This window comes from Micromonospora sp. NBRC 110037 (genome assembly GCF_001652995.1).
GTDB classification, from domain to species: Bacteria; Actinomycetota; Actinomycetes; order Mycobacteriales; family Micromonosporaceae; genus Micromonospora; species Micromonospora chalcea.
The window spans coordinates 173,206-190,893 of the sequence record NZ_BBVA01000008.1 but is presented as its reverse complement, the minus strand read 5'-3'; the positions used below and the strand labels follow the sequence as shown (position 1 = coordinate 190,893).

Sequence of the window (17,688 nt, the reverse complement as noted above, 5' to 3'; positions counted from 1 at the left end):
AACAGGAATCAGGCCGCCGTCACGGCCGACGGGGACTCACGCGCGTCAGCCAGCACACCGGCCAACCGGTCAATCTCGCTGCCCGGCAGGAACAAGGTCACGTCACCACCGACCCCACCGATCTGCACCGCCACCCGACCCTGCGTCGGGTACAGCGAGAACGACAGTTCCGTCTCCGGCTTCACGTGCACGTTCGCCGTCATGTGCAGGCCAGCCATCACGCGGCCTTCCCGCGCGTCTCCGCCAGGGTCTTCGGCGCCACCAGACCAGTGGCCCGGTAGGAGAACGCCAGCCGACCGTTGCTGCCCACGTACGGGGTGACCGTCAGGCCCTCGAACTCCACCGGCTGGAACGGACCCACCGGCGGCACCGGCTGGTGATCGGCCAGGATCTTGATCGCGACCTCACGCGACCGCGAGCCGAGCTCCGGGTCCATGTCCATCACCCGGCACTGCCACACCCGCTGCCCGGTCACCTTGTCCTTCGCCGGCGTCCGCTGACGAGTCGCCTCGTTGAAGTCCTGCGCCTCCGCGATCGAGTCCGGCACGAACACCGCGCCATGCGGAAAGACCGCCTCGAACGGAACCGAGAACCGAGTACCACCACGAAGAGCCACGGATTCCTCCTTCAGCGCAATGCGCTTTCTGCTCAGCCGGACCCATCCGGTAGAGCTTGTGCACCAGGCTTGACCTGCCTGGCTAGCCAAGTGGCATGCACCGAGGTTAGGCCGCCTTGGCTAGTCAGGTCAAGAGTTGGAGTCGGGGTTTCCTAGCTTGGCTAGCCAGCAGGTAGCCTTGACGGGTGACCGAAGACCTGGACTACCTGGGTGAACTCGACCCCGATGACCCGAAGCAGGCGTCACAGCAGATCGCAAACAAGCTCCGGGCCGCGATCCTTACGCGCCGACTGGCGCCGGGCGACAAGTTGCCGTCGCAACCTGAACTTGCTTCCCGCTACGGGGTGGCACGGGAGACCATCAAACGAGCGCTAGAGGTGCTCCGCTCAGAACGCCTCATCATCACCCGGCAAGGCAGCGGCGCTTTCGTTCGCGCCCAGACGCAACGGGCAGTGGAGCTACGACCCCACATCGAAGCAGCGTTCGAGCGAGCCCACGTCACCATCGACTTCGCCGGCTTTTCTGGCGAGACCCTGCGAGACGCCCTGGCCGAGGTGCTGGACAAGGTCCGCGTTGGTCGCCTCGCCCCGGAGACGATCGCAGTACGTGTGCTCGTCTCCGACATGTCAGTCCCCATGGCGCTACCCGCCAGGGCTGAGACACAGTCTGACGATCCGGCCGTCCGGGAACGAGCTGACCGCATCACCCGCAGGGCTGTCGACGGCATTGTTGATCAGGTTACGGAGCTAGGCGACCTGGGCTTGATTCGTTCGGCCACGGTCGAGGTGCGGATGCATCGAGGTTCACCGCAGTTCAAGCTCTACGTCCTCAACGGTGAAGAGGTGTTCTTCGGCTTCTACCCCGCCGTCGAACGGACCGTCACCATCAAGGGCGAGCCCACCGCCATCTACGACCTCATGGGCAAGGACGTCCCGCTCTTCCACTACGCCGTCACCGACGACGACACATCGCACGGCACTCAGTTCGTGGAAGCGTCCCGCCAGTGGTTCGACTCACTGTGGTCGACCATCGCCTATCGGCACGAAGGATGACCGCCAGCCTGGAGCAGCTGTGCCGGGATGTCCGCGCATTGCTGCTCGACTTCGACGGGCCGGTATGCAGCATCTTCGCCAACTATCCAGCACCACAGGTTGCGAGGGAGCTCCTGGACCTACTAGTGAGCCAGGGCTTGGCGCTCACGAACGAGCTAGCCGAAGAATCGGACCCGCTGGAGGTGCTGAGGCACACCGGCAGCTCGACGGATCAGGAGTTGACCCGACTCGTCGAAGACGCCTTGATCGCAGCTGAGGTGAAGGCGGCATCGACGGCGGAACCGACCGCCTACGGGCGAGAGGTCATCGTGGCCGCGCGTCAGCTGCAGCTGCCAATCGCGGTGGTCAGCAACAACTCGCCCCAGGCGGTGGACGCCTACTTGAGAGAGCACCGACTGAGCCAACATGTCGCCAAGACTGTTGGCCGGGCATACGCCGATCCCTTGCGTATGAAGCCGAACCCGACGCCCATTGTTGACGCGGCGGCATCCCTTGGAGTCGTTCCGGCGCTGTGTGTGTTGGTCGGCGACTCGCTTTCCGACATCGAGGGAGCGAAAGCCGCAGGCACTCGTGTGATTGGGTACGCGAACAAGCCCGCAAAGGTGGCGGCGTTCCAAGAGGCGGGTGCGGACGCGGTGGTTACGTCGATGCGGCAAATCGCGCAGGCCCTCATGCAGGTCGAGGATCTTTGATCTTCCCGGGTTGCTTCGTATCGTCGGCAGATGATGACCATGGGGGAGGAACCGCACGGATGGCGACCGCACCGAGTCCGGGCAGCGACAAGGCCGGCGCGGGGATGGCCCTGGGTGCTTGTGGCACTCGTGGGGCTTGCCTGCGTCGGCCTTGTTGCTGTGCCCGCGTCCTGGGCCGTGCGGAAGCAGCTAGAAGCGGAGCGCGGTGAGGCGACGCCGGAAGCGGCGGCCACGCTTTGGCTCCTGAAACTCAGTGCCGGTGACGAGCTGGGGCTGTCGCGGGTGCTAGCCGGCCCCCGTCACGACGAGCTCCGCCGGCAGTGGCGCGACTACCGCGCCGAGATAACCAGCACAGCCCGGCCGCCATCGAAGTTGGAGAGCGTGGGGCCGATGACCATCGAGCATCAGGGCAACGGCCGGGCGACGGTGGTGCAGCAGGTACGCGCGGTGTGGTGGGACGGCCCGCAGATCCTCGCTGGCGCGGAGCACCCGTGGCGGTGGAAGCTGCGCAAGGACGACGGCGGTTGGCGCGTGTGGTCGGTAGAGCTGCCTCGGTGGTGCGGGACGCATGTACGAGCTGACGTCTGCCAGCCCGTAGGCGACAGTCTGGACTGAGCAGTGCGGGGAGGGTGGAAGCCCGAGCCGATCGTTTGGATGAGAACCGGTGGTGTCGTTGCGGGAAAAGTTGGCAGGCGACCATGCACGGAACGGACGAGGCAGTCACCGTTACGCACTAGGTGAGCCACAGCGGATCCCGAGGCGACATCGGAAGACGACGGCACAGGGATAGCGTTCTGCGCGCCGGGCCAGTCGACTCGGGGGCGCAGTCCGTGATCTGTTGCCGAATTGGCCTGTACTAGATCAAGCGCGTTCCGCGCGGCGCGGACCGGGGCGCGGCAAACGGCTCCTGCGGAGCCGCCGCCCCGGCGCAAGTGCGCCGGGGCGGAAAATCAGCCGGCCCGAACCCCACGCCCCGCCCCGCGCGTCACACCTGGGGTAGTGAGGTGACCCGGTGACGAGTCCCGAAGGACGACCAGGGCCAGGCGGACACGCTTCCACCCGTTCCCGGCGATCCCGATGCAGCACGAGATTCGGCGGGCCACCGCGGCGGACGAAGTTGCCGAACGGTTCCGCACGGTCGCTCAGGCCCCAGGGTGGGGAAGGGGTGGAGGTGGTGTTGGGGTGGTGGGGTGGGGAAGGGGTGCGGGTTAGAGCTGTGCCTCCGGCGGGGGCCAGACGACTCCAGGATGGAGTTGCCGAACGGTTCCGGTAGGAGAGTGGTTGAGGTGGGATACCATCCCGTCAGCCACCGACCCAGGCAAGCCGAGCAGACCAGGGCCAGGGTGACAAGGTCGTACGTCCAGTAGGGCGCTCCACCTTGTCACCCTGGCCCTGGCCCGCTCCACGGAGTGTGGGTCGGCGGCAGACGGGATGGCATGAGGCGGACGCGCGTAGGTGCGCAGTCTTGATCTTTGTGTGGCCGGGCGCGGGCTGCATTAGCTTCGGACGCTCTACGCCTCACTGGGCGTTGGCGGCGCCATCTCGGACATGGCCCGAGGGTTGGTCAAGGCTTTGCTCGCGCTTACGCTGCTCGGACTTCAGCTTTTCGACTTCTTCCACGAGGGATGCCAGTTGCTCATCCTCGCCTAGGTTCCTATAGCGAAAGATCGAAAGCTGGGCGGCTGCCCACTCCTGCTCAATCGCGTCGGCGGTCTGCTGCAAGTAAAAGCCGCGCTCTCGGTACTTGAAGTATCCGGTGAACCCCGCAGCCAATCCGACGGAAAAGCTGGTAGCCACAACGACCCATTGCAAGGGGCTGCTATCGAGCGCTATCCCTGACGCCGTCGTCGTTGCAAGTGAGCCGACAATGATGATTGCTTGAAAGGCATTGTGAATTCGGCGGTAATATCTACTCTCTCGCCTAAGTCGCTCTAAGTCGCCCGCTATCTCCTCTTTATATGCGCTCCGGGTGTAACGAGCCTCTAAGGTCAGGTCGGCGGCCCTCAGTCGTCGGCGCTCGCGAAGCAGTGCGAGCTGAAGCTTCAGGCCGCTGGCACCGTTTCTGAAGTGCTCTAGGCGGTAGATGCTGCAGGCGAGGCCGCAGGCGGCGGCAACGATCATGAGGGGGGCAGCCGTTTTGTTTGCGCGGCCTAAATCGAAAGTCTCATACGTTGCGATCGTGGCAATAATCATCAACAGAAGCGCGGCCGGTCCTAGCAGGACACCGACTAAGACGCCGGCATTCAAGAGTCGAATCGTTCTAATATCGCTCTCAAGCTTTAGAATCTGACTTGTGAGGGATAGGAGTTGTTCAACTCGGCCATGCGCCGATTCAGGATGCCGCTCGGAGCCTGAAGGTGATGTCGTCGTCATAAGGACCCCGGTGTCTTGATCGCTACTGCCGTCACGCGGGTATACCAGCGGTGCCCAGCCACCTCGACTGGCCTGTCTGCAATCTGACACAGTCCCTTCTGATGCGCGGCGCCGTTGCTGGCTTGCGGTGAGAGTCCACGGGTATCCCAAGGCCGCCCCCGCCCGGCGGCGCCCGCGCTTGACAACCGCCATTGAGACTTGGCCGGTAGGGCGCTCCACCTTGTCACCCTGGCCCTCGCCCGCTCCGCGGTGTGTGGGTCGGCGACAGACGGGATGGCAACAACGGGGTAGGCGAAGGTGTCCTCTACAAGCCAGCCGATTTGCCAAAATCGAAGCTAAGTTGCACGTCCTCATCCAAACCTGGGATGGAATTAAGCACAGCTTGCTCGGCTGGATCGTTTCCGCGGAGAAGCATAATTGCCGCATGGAGTAGCTCGGGAATCTTGGGCTTACTCGTAGTACGGCCAGTAATCGTATTCGTGGTGAAGTCGCATGAGAGGCGGCGGCCGTTCTTCAACGTAACGCTCGCCCTCTTGATCAAAACATCACCGTGCAGTGATCTCTCAATCTCTTCGATTGCCGCGTCATCTGCAATATCCTCCTCCGACTCTGAGGAGTACTTGACGACCCTGCCTCCTGCCGAGAAGTCCAAGGCATTCAAGGCGATGCCATCGGCGCGGCGTCTGAGCTCCTCCACCAAGATGCCAGCATTATGGTCCGGCGTGACTTCGTCCAAGTGTTCAATGCTCTCGGCCAGGTATGCAGCGTAGAGCGAAGCGCGATATGCTAACAGTCCACGGTCGACTGCCCAGTGCGGAGCGCTACGTTGGCGAGTGAAAAGTGCCGTCCCGTGCCGCCTAATACGACACGCGCGAGACCAGTAGGTCTTAGCGTTTACACCCATTAGGCGGTCGAGGTTCCGTGAGCCATCCGGAATTGCTAGCCTGCAAAGTTGCCCAACTGTTACCCGCCTACCGAGCCTGCGCCAGAAGTCATCATCCGGGATCTCCTCGTAGTCGAGTAGAAACTGAAGGATATCGTCCGGAAGCTCTGCCGTCTCGTCGCGGCGTCCTGGGAAGTCTTCGAGACGCCCTCCGGATCCAATCCAGACCGCCTGCAGCAGGCGATTCAGCCGATCCGCATGGGTTGGATCAAAAAGTAACTCTACTGTGCTGGTCGCTCGTCGAGTCAGGAGCCTGTCGGTATGGCGCGCACCTTCGAACCCCTCGGCCAGGTTCTCGACAGCACTAGCAGCCATGGGAGCATCTACAAGGCCCCGGCCGCCTTGCGTCAACGTAGAGGTGGCCAGGTCCAGAAAACGGGAATTGCCGCGGTCTATGAGTGTCTCGACGCCAGCCGCGTCCGTCACCAAGGTATTACTCTGTGCGGATGTCTCGAAAAGGTCCTGGGCAGAACTCCCGTTTTGTTCGCGAGGCGTATTGCTCAAACCGAAAATGATGGGTTGGCTGTCCTTGACAAGGGTCATGTCATCAAGGAGGTAGTCAATTTCATCATTGAATTTGAGGTAAATGTATCGTTCGCCTGCCCGAGCGTTACCGGGCCAAGATGCCACTAGGTCTGGAATGAACGAGTGATTGAAGTACTCGGTTCGTCGGATGACCATTCGGGGGTCAAGTGTAGTGAGCTCACGAATGACGGCCTCTTTGACACCCTCAACGCTATCGCTGGGCTGCTCCAGAGAAAGGGCCTGCGCAATCTGACCTGCATATTCGAGCTGTCTCACTATAACCCCCTCTCGGTGTCAAACTTTCGGATTACGCCGAGGTGCTCCCGAGTAAGCTGGAGCTTCTCTTGTCGATCCGTCAAGACTATCATCCACAGCCTGTTTGCGACATCCTTACATAGATCGTCGCTCACCTGAGCTCTGGCTTCCTCTGCGTTTGCCGTGCCAAATACCTTCTGGTGATGTGTAAGCACAGCCTCGCGAACGTAGCTCGCCGTCAGCAACTCATCCCAGCGAGTAGAGCTGAAGGGCGACCAGGTGATCCAAAAAAAATTGTCGCAACGATCGGGACGTTCACTGTAAGCTCGATAGCACTGCGCCAGATACTTGACGTATAAACTTCCCTGATCTGATGGCTTTTCATATTTCTTGCATTCGGCAAGAAACTCTTGCCCATGAAGGTCTTCACCTAGAAGCACGCCGCCGAGATCAAACGAGAAAGGTGACCCGGTGTGCCACTTGAATGTAAGTTTCGGCACGGCGACGGGATGAGGGTTGACCCACTGAACGTTTACGCGCGTGGTTGACTCTAGCCAGAACTTCGCGCGTCGGGCGCCATCTGCCCCCTTGGCTTGAGTCTCTTCCCCCGACACGTTTCGTAGCGTACCGATCACGGAAGCCTCGGGCTAGTCGGGGAACCACGTGGCTTCCAAGTCTGGCCGGGCGCTTGGCGAACCTGACGGACTGGCCCAGGTGGCCCTGCGTACGCTAGCCGCAGGGGACGAAACGGACCGGCGGAAGGTCCAGGTGGAGGCCACCATCTACCATCTCGCCGTGGGTCTTCGTGACGTGACGCGATCTGATGTTCTCGCTGCCGTCGATGAGTTCGACAGGTTAGGTCGAGATGCGTTCCTGGATAGATACGGCTTCGGGACGGCCCGGACGTACTTCCTAGAGGTCAACGGCCGCACGTACGACTCGAAGCCGATCATGGGCTATGCGCACGGCGTGAGCCAAGAGATGTTCCTGCGCGCTGGTGATTTTACTGGAGGAGAGGCGAGCGTCGTCCATCACCTCCGACGGCTTGGCTTTGCCACCCGAACCCACCGCAACCCACCGTGGACGTGGGACGAGGTTGTACTGGCCTGCGCGCTTGTGCGGGACAACGGCTGGCGGTGGCTGACGCGCAACGATGCCCGGGTGAGCGAACTGTCTGAGCTACTCCAGCTCTACACAGCGCACCCGATGGAGGACCGTAGGCAGGACTTCCGCAACCCTAACGGTGTGGCCCGCAAGACTGCTGACATCGCTACCCAGCATCCGGACTACACCGGGAAGCCAACCAATGGAGGCCGGCACGACCGTGAGGTGCTCATGGCCTTCCTGGACCGACCGGATGAGATGGAGCAGCAGGCCCTTGCAATCCGGCAAGCGATCCTGAACGGGTCAGCCGAACCAGCGGACGTGGCAGACGTGGACCTAGACGGCCTCAGTGCGGACGAGGGGCGAGTGCTCCAGCGGCTGCACCTTCGGCGCGAGCGGGACCCGAAGCTTCGCCGGAAGGTCATTGAGGCATACAAGCGCCGACATGCGGCGGTCGCCTGCGAAGCCTGCGGTTTCGATTTTCAGAGGATGTACGGGGATCGCGGCGCCGACTACATCGAGTGCCATCACCGCACACCCCTGCATGCCAGCGGCCCCACTCGCACCCGGCCGGAAGACCTCATGCTGCTGTGCTCCAACTGCCACCGGATGATCCACCGATCCTCGCCCTGGCTTACTCCCGATGAGCTCATCGCGCTGATCAACCACCACCGGCCGTGAGATGGGCTTGACCATTCGCGGGTAGTCGAGGCGACTGGCACGAAAGGCTGTATAGCCATCCGACCGAAGTACAGCAACCGGGCGGCCCCCAGCATCCCGCGAGGGACTGCCATCCACCGGTCAACGGCACGAGCAGCCCGACCGGACTCCATCGCCCGGAGCTAGGGATCAGAGGGTGGCTGTACAGAGCCTCGAACAGGCCGGGCTTAGAGGGAAGGGCTGCCCTCTACCCGACTCCCGGTCACGAGAGCCGAGGCGATGTTGATGAGTAGGTTGCAGATCATCGCGTCAACTCCTCCCACAAGAGCAGAGACCGTCAGCAGCAGCACGAATGCAAGGGCGGGCAGCGCGGCCTTCATGATCTTGGCGAACTTCTCGCGACCGGTAGGCACCAGCCGCCCCAAGGGGTTCGGGAATCGAGTACAAGGCAGCCCTTCGCTCTCCATTCTACCTGCGCTGTCACACGGACCTTGTCGGCGATGATCGGCGCGGACGGCAGGACCCAGCGAACCTGGCCTCTGGGCGGGAAGAGCAGCCAGAAGGCGGCCGGCGCGTCGTCACTGGGCGCCGGCGGACCGCACGAGCAGGGGCAGCGCAGCTATGGCCAGCTGCACGAGACGGCACCGGATGACACTCGATGATCGAGACGAAGAGGTCTGGCTGTACAGCCATCAGTACAGCCAAGCCCGCCGACGAAGCCAGCCTAGGGCCGACGGCAGGCGACAAGACGAGCACGTCAGCAGTAGTCACCGACACCGACCGACAGAAGTCTTGATCTTTGCAAGGCAGGGGTTAGGGGTTCGAGTCCCCTGGGCTCCACCACATCATCTGGCCAGGTCAGGGCCCGTGACACGTCCGGCTAGACGCTCTTGCACCGTTGACGGTGGGAGTACCGTCGGAGGCGTGATCGTGCGTACGCGCTGGACGATCCCCCACCCGCCTGAGGTGCTGTGGCCGGCACTCTGCGACTCACGCCTCGAACTGCAGCCCCGGTGCCCGGTGTTCTACCTGGGTACGCCTCGACCGACGATGTGCCGGTTGCCCGAGGGCCCAGGCGAGGTAGACGCGGCCCGGCAGTGTGTCTCGGAGCAAGGGGTGGTGCGGCAGCGGATCACCGTATGGGAGCCACCAGCCCGGCTGGCGTTCCACATGGAGTCGACGGATCTCGGTTTCCACCGCTACGTTGACTATCTCGGGGATCTATTCGAGATGGCCCCTGCTGGCCGTGGCACGCACGTCACCCGGACCACGACGCTGACAGTCCGCGGGTTCGGCCGCGCCGTGCTCTATCCGGCGTTATGGGTCGGGTTGAAGTCGGTGCACCGCTTCGTGTTCCGCAACTGGCAGACGATGGTGTTATTGCCCCCCTCGGCCGGGTGATGCTCCTTCGCCTACTAAGTGACGGCCGTCTGCCGCATATGGAGTCTCCTGACCTCCCACCACATGCTTGACGAATCCGTCCCAGCACATGCTTTACGTTTGGCCTAGATTCCGTGGTCGGCCTTGCGGGCCCGCCTGTGCTTCCAGGCGTAGATGAATGCTGCCAGGCCGATTACGGCGAGTGCGCCGGCGATGGCTGCGTGGACGGCGAGTCTGTGTTCGGCTGCGGTGATGTCGGCGGCTTGCTTCTCCAGCATCTCGGGAGTGGGGTCCTGGTAGGGCATCGAGATCCCGGACAGATCCAGGAACGGCAGGCACGGCAGCAGGCACGAGGCGATGAGCAGGAGAACCCCGGCGGTCAGCGCTAGGCGGGCACGCGACATCGCGACAGGCTTTCACAGGGGTCGTCTTCTGCGTTGACCGCCTCACGCCGTGGTCACCTTGCGGGGCCGGCTGGTTGAAGAAATATGACGCAAGGTGTCAGGTTTCGGGTGAAGCATGGGTTCATTGGTAGGCGCCGGCGAGAGGCGCGGACCACGGCGCAGATAGATGCGGAAAGACAAGGACCTCTTGATCGGCGGGAACTCACTCGCTCCCGCCTCACCCCATAGGCTCCGCCACTCGGAGTCGTCGCCGAGGACCCGGTCAAGTGCTTCGATCGCCAGTTGTGGCAGGTCGTCGTCCAAGCCAAGGGCTTTGCAAGGAAGAAGTTCGGGGTTCGAGGACCTCAGGCCGGGAACGGACGGTTGACGCGTGCGTCGGTGAGGACGGCGGTCCACCAGGCCAGTTCGGCCAGCGCGCTGGCCAGCGCCTTGTTCGTGCCGTCGGCGGGTGTGAAGCGGTTGCTGTCGTCCAGGGCTTCCCACGGGGCAGCCAGTCCGAGGCAGCGTCGCGTGGTGACCATGTTCAGTTCGGACAGGACACCGCGCAGGTGTTCGATCGCCGCGTACCCGCCCTGGACTCCGTAGGCGACGACGGTGGCCGGCTTCAGCATCCAGGCGGCGTAGTGCCAGTCGATGAGCCGCTTCAGCGATGCGGGGTAGGAGTGGTTGTACTCCGGGGTGACAAACACGAACGCGTCGGCGGCTTCGATCCGGTCGGCGACCTCGGTCCTCGGGCCGCCGCCGGGAGAAAGCCGGGTGTCGTCGGGCAGGGTGATCCCGGCGAGGTCGATCAGGTCGACGTTGACGCCACTGCTCTGCTGGAGCGCGGCGACGACCCACTCGGCGATGGTCGGGCTCATCCGCCCGTTGCGAAGGCTGGAGGCGATCACCGCGACTCGCGTCGTGGTCTGCGCGGCGGTGGTGGAGTGGTGATTGGCATGTGCTGTCGGAGCGGTCATGTCCACCACGCTGCGGGTTGAACATATGTTGAAGTCAAGCCGGATCGACGCGCATCGTCGGGGGGAAGCAACCCCTCGCGGCGTACGGTGAGGGCATGACGCTCACGAACCCGGTCGTGGCATACGCGACCGTCAGCGAGGTCGCCGCCGACAGTGGAGTGGCGCCCTCGGCGGTGCGGTTCTACGAGAAGCACGGCGTGATCAACGCGGTGCGTACCGCAGGCAACCAGCGCCGGTTCGACGAGTCCGCGGCCTGCCGCATCCATGTCGCCAAGCTCGCTCAGCGGGTCGGGTTGACGGTGCGCGAGATCGCCGAGTTGTTCTCCGCGCTTCCCGCCGACCCGGGACCCGAGGATTGGGGTCGGGTCGCCGAGCACATCGTCACCGAGGCCGAGCAGCGCGTGGCCGACCTGAAGGCCCGGCTCGAACTGCTCGGTTCGGGCGCCAGGCTCTGCGATCTGGGAGCGGCACTGGACTCCTGACGCCGCCGGCTCGGCACCCGGCTGGAGGCGCTGGACCCTGACCGCAGACGGAAGGCGCTACCGCCTCGTTGCGTACCTGCTCAGGGTCACGCCGCCGGGAAACGTCCGCGTCTCCACCAGGTCGAGCTTCGACCAGCCGTCCAGCGCGCCGAAGAACGGCGTGCCGGCGCCCACGAGGACCGGGTGGGTGACGATCTCGTACTCGTCGATCAGCCCGGCCCGCATGGCCGCCCCCGCGAGGGCTGCGCCACCGACCCTCATCGGGCCGCCGTCCCCGGCCTTGAGCCGGGTTATCTCAGCGATCGCGTCCCCGGTGAACAGGCGGGCGTTCCAGTCGACCTTGTCGATGGTGGAGGAGAACACCACCTTCGGCGTGTCCCGCCAGTTCCGGGCGAACTCGATCTGCGCCGGGGTGGCGCCCGGCTGCTGGTCACCGGTCGGCCAGTAGCCGCTCATGTTCTCCCACAGGCGGCGCCCGTACAGGAACAGGCTGACCGCCCGCTCCTGATCGAGCCACCACTGGAACAGTTCGTCGCTCGATTCGCCCCACCCGATGTCGTCGCCGGGCGCGGACACGTAGCCGTCCACTGTCAGGTTCATGCCGTAGATCAATTTCCGCACAGCGCATGCCTCCGTCGGTCGGTCCCGCAACACCGGACCCCGCAGGTCAGTCGTGGCGGTGACGCAGAATGTAGTCGATGTGGCGGATGGTGTCCCGGCGGTCGTACTCGCTGATCGAGTCCCACAGGTCCGCCAGCCAGTAGAGCGATCCGGACAGCATCCAGGCCCAACCGCGTACCCAGGTCGCCTCGTCGAACCCGAGCGCCTCCCGGTAGGCGGCCCGGGCGCGGGCGTCGAACAGACTCCAGGCGGGTCGCACCTCGACGGCCGGATCGCCGCGGCCGAGACCGCCGAAGTCGATCACGCCGGTGAGCCGGCCCCGGTCGACCAGCAGGTTGCCCGCCAGCAGATCGCCGTGCAGCCACATCGGCGGTCCCGGCCACTCGTCCGCCGCCATCGCCTCGTCCCACGCCGCGGTCACCGCCCGGCCGTCGATCCGGTCGCCCAGCTCCGCGATCGACCGGCGGGTCAGTTCGTCGCGCTGCACCAGGGGTACGCCGCGCTGAATGCCTTCCTTGACCGGCCCGTCCATCGGGTCGATCGCGATCATCGCCCGTACGAAGCGGGCGAGGTCGACGGCGAGGTCGACGTGGTCCTGCCCGGATTGCGGGTTGTCCCCGTCGAGCCACGGGACGACGGTCCACGGCCACTGATAGTTCCCGCCGGGTCGGCCGACCGCGACCGGCACCGGCACGGGCACCGGGAGGTGAGGGGCGAGCCGCGGCAGCCAGGTCGCGTCGGTCGTCACCTGGTCGACCGCCCACGGCGCCCGTGGCAGCCGTGCCGTCAGGGAGTCGCCCAGCCGGAACAGCGCGTTGTCGGTGCCGTTCAGCGGCTGCGGCACGATCGGCAGGCTCGACCATTCGGGGAACTGGTCGCTGACCAGGGCGCGTACCTGTTCCACAGTGACGACGATCTCTCCCGGACGCATCGACGCGACCGTAGGACCCGCCGGGTCACACGGTCAATCGAATTCGGAGCACGGCGTGATCCTGATCATGAACCGATCGGTACAGAATCCTGCTACGGTTGGCTCCGAACCGAGCGGTACAAAATATGCGGAGGGGAACGAGCGATCATGAGCGCCACCACTGAGGAACTGCGTGACTTCTACCTGCGGTACGTCGATCTGGCGAACAAGCGGGAGTTCGACCGCATGGCCGACTTCGCCCACGAAGAGGTGATCATGAACGGCACGCCGGTCCGGATGGCGGACATGGTGGCCGAGTTCTACAAGCACGTCGAGGCGGTGCCGGATCTCCACTGGGAGATCCAGGATCTCGTCGTCGAGGGCGACCGGATCGCTGCCCGCCTCGTCGACACCGGAACGCCCGTCAAGGAGTGGAACGGCCTGGCACCTACCGGCGCCTCGGTCTCGTTCGTCGAGACCGCCTTCTACTGGCTCCAGGACGGCAAGTTCAAGCACATGTCGTACCTGATGGACACCGACTCGGTGCGGCGGCAACTCGCCGGCTGACCGGGGGAATCCGGAAACGCGGCGCGCCCAGCCCGATGCGACATCGAGCTGGGCGCGCCCAGGAAGCTATGCGACGAAGCGGGAACGACGTCGGCGTCCGATGACGTAGCTGGCGCCGCCGAGGAGCAGCAGCGCCCCGCCGATGCCGGCCACTGTCGCGGTGTCGGAGCCGGTCACCGGCAGGCCGCCACCCTCGCCACCACCGTCGCCGCCGGGTACGCCCACGCTGGCGGAGGGACTGAGGGGCGGCACGACTGTCGACGTGGCGCTGGGCGTCGCGGTCGGCGTGGTCGTGGGCTGAGACGGCGTCGGCGTCGGCTGGGATGCGCAGTCGAGCGCGCGAGCCTCGTACAGGCCGTTGTTCAGGTAGGCGAGGTAGGCCTCGACGGACGGGTTGTCGAGCACCTTCTGCGCGGCGGCCCGCACGTTGGGGCCGGCACCCGTCATGGTCTGGCCGATCGAGACGCGCAGAGCCGTCGCCCAGCGATTCTCCACGTTCTTGAGGTATGCGCGAAGGTCGTCCGAGGTGCCCTTCAGTCGCTCCTCGATCTCGCCCGGCAGAACGGGCAACGATTCGGCCTGTGCCTCGGCCAGGAGCCGGTAGGCCAGCAGCCGCAGCTCGGAAACGTTGGCCGTGTCCAGGTCGATGGTGACGAGCTCGCGGAAATCCTTGTACACCTTGCGTTCGACCGTCTGGCAGGCGTCGTTCAGCCCGGGCACTGCGGTCTGCGCCGCCGCGGGCGCGGCCGGAATCACAAAGGCCAGCGCCACCAGGGCGCCGGCCGGGATTTTCCATCGCATGTGGACTTTCCTCCCCGTGTAGATCAAAACATGGAGATGTTACCGGCGTCCCTTCGAAGCGCAAGGAGCATTGATTGCGCTAACGGCGCAGTCGATCAACCGCCTCTCTTATCGCCGCTACCCGGCTCGCCAGTGGGCCGGCCGGCACGTCGGCGAGGTCGAATCCGGCCTCGCGATAGGTCAACTCGTGGATCCGCTCGAAGACGAGTGATTCCTCGAAAGTGATCCGGCGAGCGGCGGTCGCCTCGACGAAGCCCTGATGGCGTACGAAGAAAACGGTTTGTTCGTAGTGGCGATTCGCCGTCATGCCCTCGATCTCGGCGAGCAGCGCGGGCGGTGCGGCCCGGCCCAGATAGCGGCACAACGCCAGCGTGCAGACGGGCGAACGGTCGTGGAAGACGACCTCGCCGGCGTTCGCCGCGGCTCGGCGACGGCGCTCCCGTTGGAGATCCAGCACCCGGTCGGCGAAGCCCGGCTCACGCCACGGCTCCGGTCGTCCGAGCGCCTGGTGAAGCGCGATCACGTCGGTCGCCGCCTCCTCCACGACGGGGTACCCGTCGATCTCCAGGTGCCGGAGAATCGCTGTCTTACCGGAGCCGGGAGCGCCGGTGAGGATGTATCCGGGCATGTCGTCCTCCGACTGGCAGGCAATCCGCTTGATAGGCAAGCCGTCACTTGCCTATGGTGGGTGACGTGGGCGATCTGTACCAGGCGCTGGCCGACCACACCCGCCGCCTGATCCTCGACGAGCTGACCGAGCGCGACGGTCAGACCCTGTTCGAGATCTGCGGGCGGCTGGCCACGAAGCACCAGGTCGCGTCGTCCCGGCAGGCGATCTCCCAGCACCTCGACGTCCTGGAGGCCGCCGGCCTGGTCGTCACGCGGCGGCAGGGTCGCTACAAGTTCCACCACCTCGACACCCGGCCGCTGCGGGCCGTCACCGAGCGATGGCTCAGGTCCGCCGAACCCACCCAGGAGAACCCATGAGAATCAACCTCACCAGCGTGTACGTCGACGACCAGGACAAGGCGCTGCGCTTCTACACCGACGTGCTGGGCTTCGTGCCGAAGACCGACGTGCCGACCGGGGAGTACCGCTGGCTGACTGTGGTCTCGCCGGACGCCCCGGACGGCGTGGAGCTGCTGCTGGAGCCCGATGCGCACCCGGCCGCCAAGGCGTTCAAGGAGGCGCTCGCGGCCGACGGCATCCCGCTGACGCAGTTCGCGGTGGACGACGTGGCCGCCGAGCACGAGCGGCTGCGGGGCCTCGGCGTGCTGTTCACCCAGGAGCCGGTCGACATGGGCCCGGTGACCACCGCGGTGTTCGACGACACCTGCGGCAACCTGATCCAGATCGCACAGTACCGGTAGCCGGGCGCTGACGCCGCGCTGAACCGCTGGACACGATCGGTCACCCTGGCGGCATGACGGTGTGGCGGCGCCCGTACTCGCTGGACCTGGCCACCTCCGGCTCCATGGTCGTGGCGGGGCTGGCGGTCGGCTACTTCGTGCTCATCGTGTTCGGGGTCCGTAGCGGCAGTCTCCTGGAACGGGAGGCGGTCGTCCTCGGAGTGTGGAACGCCGGCGTCCTCGCCGTCGCGGTCCGCCGCGCGATGCTCGGCGTCTGGGTGAGCCCCGTCGGCGTACGTTCCCGTTCGCTGCTCCACATGACCACCGTGCCGTGGGCGTCGGTTGTGGATATCCACAGCGGTGCGAGTTCGATAATGGGTCTGGACATGGGACGCGACGCGATCGTCATCGAGCGGACCGACGGCGCGCCGGTGCAGACGCCGATCCAGTCCGGCGCCGTCGTCCGGCCGTTCCGCCTGGAGCTGACCCGGCTGGTCACCTGGCCGGAGCACTACGACGAGATCCTCGCGAACCTGCGGGAGTGCCACCGGAACGCCCGGCCCCCGGAGCAGCGCGCGGCGGCGAGCTCGGCGCCGGGTCCGGTCCGCGTCGACCGTCCGGACCGGACCCGGCCGCCCGCGCCGAGCGCCGGGCGGCGGCGTGACATCCACGCGCTGACCCGGCAGTACGAGCGCGGGGTGCTGACCGACGCCGAGTACGCGGCCGAGTTGGCGCGGCTGCGGGGTGACGAGTAGGCGTCAGGCGAGCCGGTCGAGCAGTTCGCGGCTGCGGCTCACCACGAGCGCGGTCGCCTCGGCGTCGTACGAGGGCAGCGAGTTGTCGGTGAACAGGTGCCGGTCGCCGGGGTAGACGTACAGCTCGCCGCGTTCGGGGCCGACGATCGACACCAGCTCGCGGGCGGCGTCCACGTCGCCTTCCAGCCCGAAGAACGGGTCCTGCTCCATGCCGTGCACCTGTACCGCCACGCCGTCGGGCCAGGGGCCGATCGCCCACTCACCGGTCACCGGCAGGCAGGCTTCGTAGAGCAGGGCGGCCCGGGCGCCGGGCCGGGTCTGGGCGAGCCGCTGGGCGATGGCGGCGCCCCAGGAGACACCCGCGTGGACGAGGTCGGCGGGCAGGTCGGCGACGACCGCGTCGGCGCGCTGGTCGAGGACGTCGCCGCCGATGCTCTTGACCAGCGCGGCGCCGTCGGAGATGGTGGCCGGCCGTTCGCCGTCGAATAAGTCCGGGGTGTGCACGGTGTGTCCGCCGGCGCGCAGGGAGTCGGCGAGGGCGCGTACGCCGTCGGTGAGCCCTTGAATGTGGTGGAAGAGCACGATCTCGGCCATCACTACACTCCTGAGTTGTCAGACCAGAGTTATCGAACGAACCAGAATCTTAGAACGGTCGAGAAATGTCGGTCAATCAGCGGATCCCGGACTACGACCTCGAGGACCTGCTCGTGGTCACCGCCCCGGAGCAGTTGCGCGCGCTCGCCGACCCGCTGCGCAGCACGCTCCTGGAACTGCTCCTGGAACGCGCCGCCACGGTGAACGAGCTGGCCCGCGCGGTCGACCGGCCGAAGAGCAGCGTCGCGTACCACGTGAACCAACTGGTGGACGCCGGGCTGCTGCGCGTGGTGCGGACCCGGCGGGTACGCGCCATCGAAGAGCGGTTCTACGGGCGTGTCGCCCGCACCTTCTACGTCGGCACGCTCACCCGGACAGAGGACAAGCAGGTCGTGTCCCGGATCAACGGCCTCGCCGAGGCGGCAGCTGAAGCGGCCGCCGCGCACGCCGCCGACGAACTGCGGTGCACGCTCGTGCACGCGCGCATCCCGATCGAGGACGTCCGCGAATTCTGGGCGGAGGTGCAGGCGCTGGCCCGGCGGTTCGCGCAGATCCCCCGCGCCGGGGACCAGGTGTACGGCTTCGCCGCCGGCCTCTACCCCACGGACGCGCCCACGCTCCCCGACACGGACGCCGGGTAACGCCA

24 protein-coding genes are annotated in these 17,688 nt (G+C 65.6%); 11 read left to right on the top strand and 13 right to left on the bottom strand.

Going from position 1 to position 17,688, the window contains the following annotated elements; all coding sequences use genetic code 11:
• Window positions 1–8 precede the first annotated feature (8 nt).
• Together A4R25_RS23070 and A4R25_RS23065 are read right to left on the bottom strand one after the other, a co-directional pair.
• Window positions 9–218 (bottom strand): hypothetical protein, encoded by a 210-nt coding sequence (locus A4R25_RS23070; protein WP_064448038.1) that lies wholly within the window; start codon window positions 216–218, stop codon window positions 9–11.
• Complete coding sequence (locus A4R25_RS23065) at window positions 218–616, bottom strand: hypothetical protein (protein WP_013477439.1); 399 nt, start codon at window positions 614–616, stop codon at window positions 218–220. Before A4R25_RS23065 ends, A4R25_RS23070 begins: the two co-directional genes overlap by 1 nt.
• A gap of 185 nt (window positions 617–801) precedes the next feature.
• Here A4R25_RS23065 and A4R25_RS23060 point away from each other — a divergent pair, with 185 nt between their 5' ends.
• From A4R25_RS23060 to A4R25_RS31240, 3 genes are all read left to right on the top strand, one after another.
• The gene (locus A4R25_RS23060) at window positions 802–1,668 is read left to right on the top strand and encodes a GntR family transcriptional regulator (protein ID WP_013283236.1); all 867 of its coding nucleotides are present in this window, start codon (window positions 802–804) and stop codon (window positions 1,666–1,668) included.
• A complete protein-coding gene (locus A4R25_RS23055; protein ID WP_064448037.1) occupies window positions 1,665–2,360 on the top strand; it encodes an HAD family hydrolase in 696 nt (231 codons plus the stop codon). Before A4R25_RS23060 ends, A4R25_RS23055 begins: the two co-directional genes overlap by 4 nt.
• A gap of 390 nt (window positions 2,361–2,750) precedes the next feature.
• Window positions 2,751–2,975 (top strand): hypothetical protein, encoded by a 225-nt coding sequence (locus tag A4R25_RS31240; protein ID WP_143766974.1) that lies wholly within the window; start codon window positions 2,751–2,753, stop codon window positions 2,973–2,975.
• 903 nt (window positions 2,976–3,878) lie between these two features.
• Here A4R25_RS31240 and A4R25_RS31235 read toward each other — a convergent pair.
• The 3 genes from A4R25_RS31235 to A4R25_RS31225 all read right to left on the bottom strand — a co-directional run bounded on the left by A4R25_RS31235 (window position 3,879) and on the right by A4R25_RS31225 (window position 7,070).
• Entirely contained in the window at window positions 3,879–4,607 is a 729-nt protein-coding gene (locus A4R25_RS31235; RefSeq protein ID WP_231915608.1) for an SLATT domain-containing protein, read from the bottom strand.
• A 430-nt stretch (window positions 4,608–5,037) separates the two neighbouring features.
• Window positions 5,038–6,477 (bottom strand): hypothetical protein, encoded by a 1,440-nt coding sequence (locus A4R25_RS31230; protein WP_157539152.1) that lies wholly within the window; start codon window positions 6,475–6,477, stop codon window positions 5,038–5,040.
• A complete protein-coding gene (locus tag A4R25_RS31225) occupies window positions 6,477–7,070 on the bottom strand; it encodes a hypothetical protein (RefSeq protein ID WP_157539151.1) in 594 nt (197 codons plus the stop codon). Before A4R25_RS31225 ends, A4R25_RS31230 begins: the two co-directional genes overlap by 1 nt.
• A gap of 154 nt (window positions 7,071–7,224) precedes the next feature.
• Here A4R25_RS31225 and A4R25_RS23040 point away from each other — a divergent pair, with 154 nt between their 5' ends.
• Together A4R25_RS23040 and A4R25_RS31565 are read left to right on the top strand one after the other, a co-directional pair.
• Window positions 7,225–8,241 (top strand): HNH endonuclease, encoded by a 1,017-nt coding sequence (locus A4R25_RS23040; RefSeq protein ID WP_197494956.1) that lies wholly within the window; start codon window positions 7,225–7,227, stop codon window positions 8,239–8,241.
• 903 nt (window positions 8,242–9,144) lie between these two features.
• Entirely contained in the window at window positions 9,145–9,621 is a 477-nt protein-coding gene (locus A4R25_RS31565) for an SRPBCC family protein (protein WP_158629856.1), read from the top strand.
• A 104-nt stretch (window positions 9,622–9,725) separates the two neighbouring features.
• On the opposite strand, the gene A4R25_RS23025 is transcribed toward A4R25_RS31565, so the two are convergent.
• The 3 genes from A4R25_RS23025 to A4R25_RS31895 are packed head-to-tail and all read right to left on the bottom strand — an operon-like array spanning window position 9,726 to window position 10,963.
• Window positions 9,726–10,004: a hypothetical protein gene (locus tag A4R25_RS23025; protein ID WP_064448033.1), complete on the bottom strand. Its 279-nt coding sequence runs from the start codon at window positions 10,002–10,004 to the stop codon at window positions 9,726–9,728.
• A gap of 42 nt (window positions 10,005–10,046) precedes the next feature.
• A complete protein-coding gene (locus A4R25_RS31220) occupies window positions 10,047–10,400 on the bottom strand; it encodes a DUF4259 domain-containing protein (RefSeq protein ID WP_231915607.1) in 354 nt (117 codons plus the stop codon).
• Window positions 10,349–10,963: an NADPH-dependent FMN reductase gene (locus A4R25_RS31895; RefSeq protein ID WP_124778812.1), complete on the bottom strand. Its 615-nt coding sequence runs from the start codon at window positions 10,961–10,963 to the stop codon at window positions 10,349–10,351. The genes A4R25_RS31220 and A4R25_RS31895 overlap by 52 nt, the downstream gene beginning before the upstream one ends.
• Window positions 10,964–11,058: 95 nt before the next feature.
• Here A4R25_RS31895 and A4R25_RS23015 point away from each other — a divergent pair, with 95 nt between their 5' ends.
• A complete protein-coding gene (locus A4R25_RS23015) occupies window positions 11,059–11,445 on the top strand; it encodes a MerR family transcriptional regulator (protein WP_064448031.1) in 387 nt (128 codons plus the stop codon).
• Between the two features lie 57 nt (window positions 11,446–11,502).
• Here the strand turns inward: A4R25_RS23015 and A4R25_RS23010 are convergent, their stop codons facing one another.
• Window positions 11,503–12,066: a dihydrofolate reductase family protein gene (locus A4R25_RS23010; RefSeq protein ID WP_064448030.1), complete on the bottom strand. Its 564-nt coding sequence runs from the start codon at window positions 12,064–12,066 to the stop codon at window positions 11,503–11,505.
• Between the two features lie 46 nt (window positions 12,067–12,112).
• Complete coding sequence (locus tag A4R25_RS23005) at window positions 12,113–12,997, bottom strand: aminoglycoside phosphotransferase family protein (RefSeq protein ID WP_064448029.1); 885 nt, start codon at window positions 12,995–12,997, stop codon at window positions 12,113–12,115.
• Between the two features lie 147 nt (window positions 12,998–13,144).
• Between A4R25_RS23005 and A4R25_RS23000 the strand changes: the two genes are divergently transcribed.
• Complete coding sequence (locus tag A4R25_RS23000) at window positions 13,145–13,543, top strand: ester cyclase (protein WP_064448028.1); 399 nt, start codon at window positions 13,145–13,147, stop codon at window positions 13,541–13,543.
• Between the two features lie 66 nt (window positions 13,544–13,609).
• Here the strand turns inward: A4R25_RS23000 and A4R25_RS22995 are convergent, their stop codons facing one another.
• Both A4R25_RS22995 and A4R25_RS22990 read right to left on the bottom strand, forming a co-directional pair.
• Window positions 13,610–14,344 carry an LPXTG cell wall anchor domain-containing protein gene (locus A4R25_RS22995; protein ID WP_064448027.1) on the bottom strand — a complete coding sequence of 245 codons (735 nt, stop codon included), beginning with the start codon at window positions 14,342–14,344 and terminating at the stop codon, window positions 13,610–13,612.
• A 79-nt stretch (window positions 14,345–14,423) separates the two neighbouring features.
• Complete coding sequence (locus A4R25_RS22990) at window positions 14,424–15,011, bottom strand: AAA family ATPase (protein ID WP_231915606.1); 588 nt, start codon at window positions 15,009–15,011, stop codon at window positions 14,424–14,426.
• Between the two features lie 14 nt (window positions 15,012–15,025).
• On the opposite strand from A4R25_RS22990, the gene A4R25_RS22985 reads away from it, so the two are divergent.
• Genes A4R25_RS22985 through A4R25_RS22975 form a run of 3 tightly spaced genes read left to right on the top strand, consistent with a single transcriptional unit; the run spans window position 15,026 to window position 16,448 of the window.
• Window positions 15,026–15,331, top strand: coding sequence for a helix-turn-helix transcriptional regulator (locus A4R25_RS22985; protein ID WP_064448025.1), 306 nt, complete (start codon window positions 15,026–15,028; stop codon window positions 15,329–15,331).
• The gene (locus A4R25_RS22980) at window positions 15,328–15,714 is read left to right on the top strand and encodes a VOC family protein (RefSeq protein WP_043327663.1); all 387 of its coding nucleotides are present in this window, start codon (window positions 15,328–15,330) and stop codon (window positions 15,712–15,714) included. The genes A4R25_RS22985 and A4R25_RS22980 overlap by 4 nt, the downstream gene beginning before the upstream one ends.
• Before the next feature lie 53 nt (window positions 15,715–15,767).
• Window positions 15,768–16,448, top strand: coding sequence for a hypothetical protein (locus tag A4R25_RS22975; protein ID WP_064448024.1), 681 nt, complete (start codon window positions 15,768–15,770; stop codon window positions 16,446–16,448).
• 3 nt (window positions 16,449–16,451) lie between these two features.
• Here A4R25_RS22975 and A4R25_RS22970 read toward each other — a convergent pair whose 3' ends face one another.
• Window positions 16,452–17,042, bottom strand: a complete 591-nt coding sequence (locus A4R25_RS22970) for a dienelactone hydrolase family protein (RefSeq protein WP_064448023.1) — start codon at window positions 17,040–17,042, stop codon at window positions 16,452–16,454.
• Window positions 17,043–17,107: 65 nt separating this feature from the next.
• Between A4R25_RS22970 and A4R25_RS22965 the strand changes: the two genes are divergently transcribed.
• The gene (locus A4R25_RS22965; protein WP_064448022.1) at window positions 17,108–17,683 is read left to right on the top strand and encodes a helix-turn-helix domain-containing protein; all 576 of its coding nucleotides are present in this window, start codon (window positions 17,108–17,110) and stop codon (window positions 17,681–17,683) included.
• Window positions 17,684–17,688 lie beyond the last annotated feature (5 nt).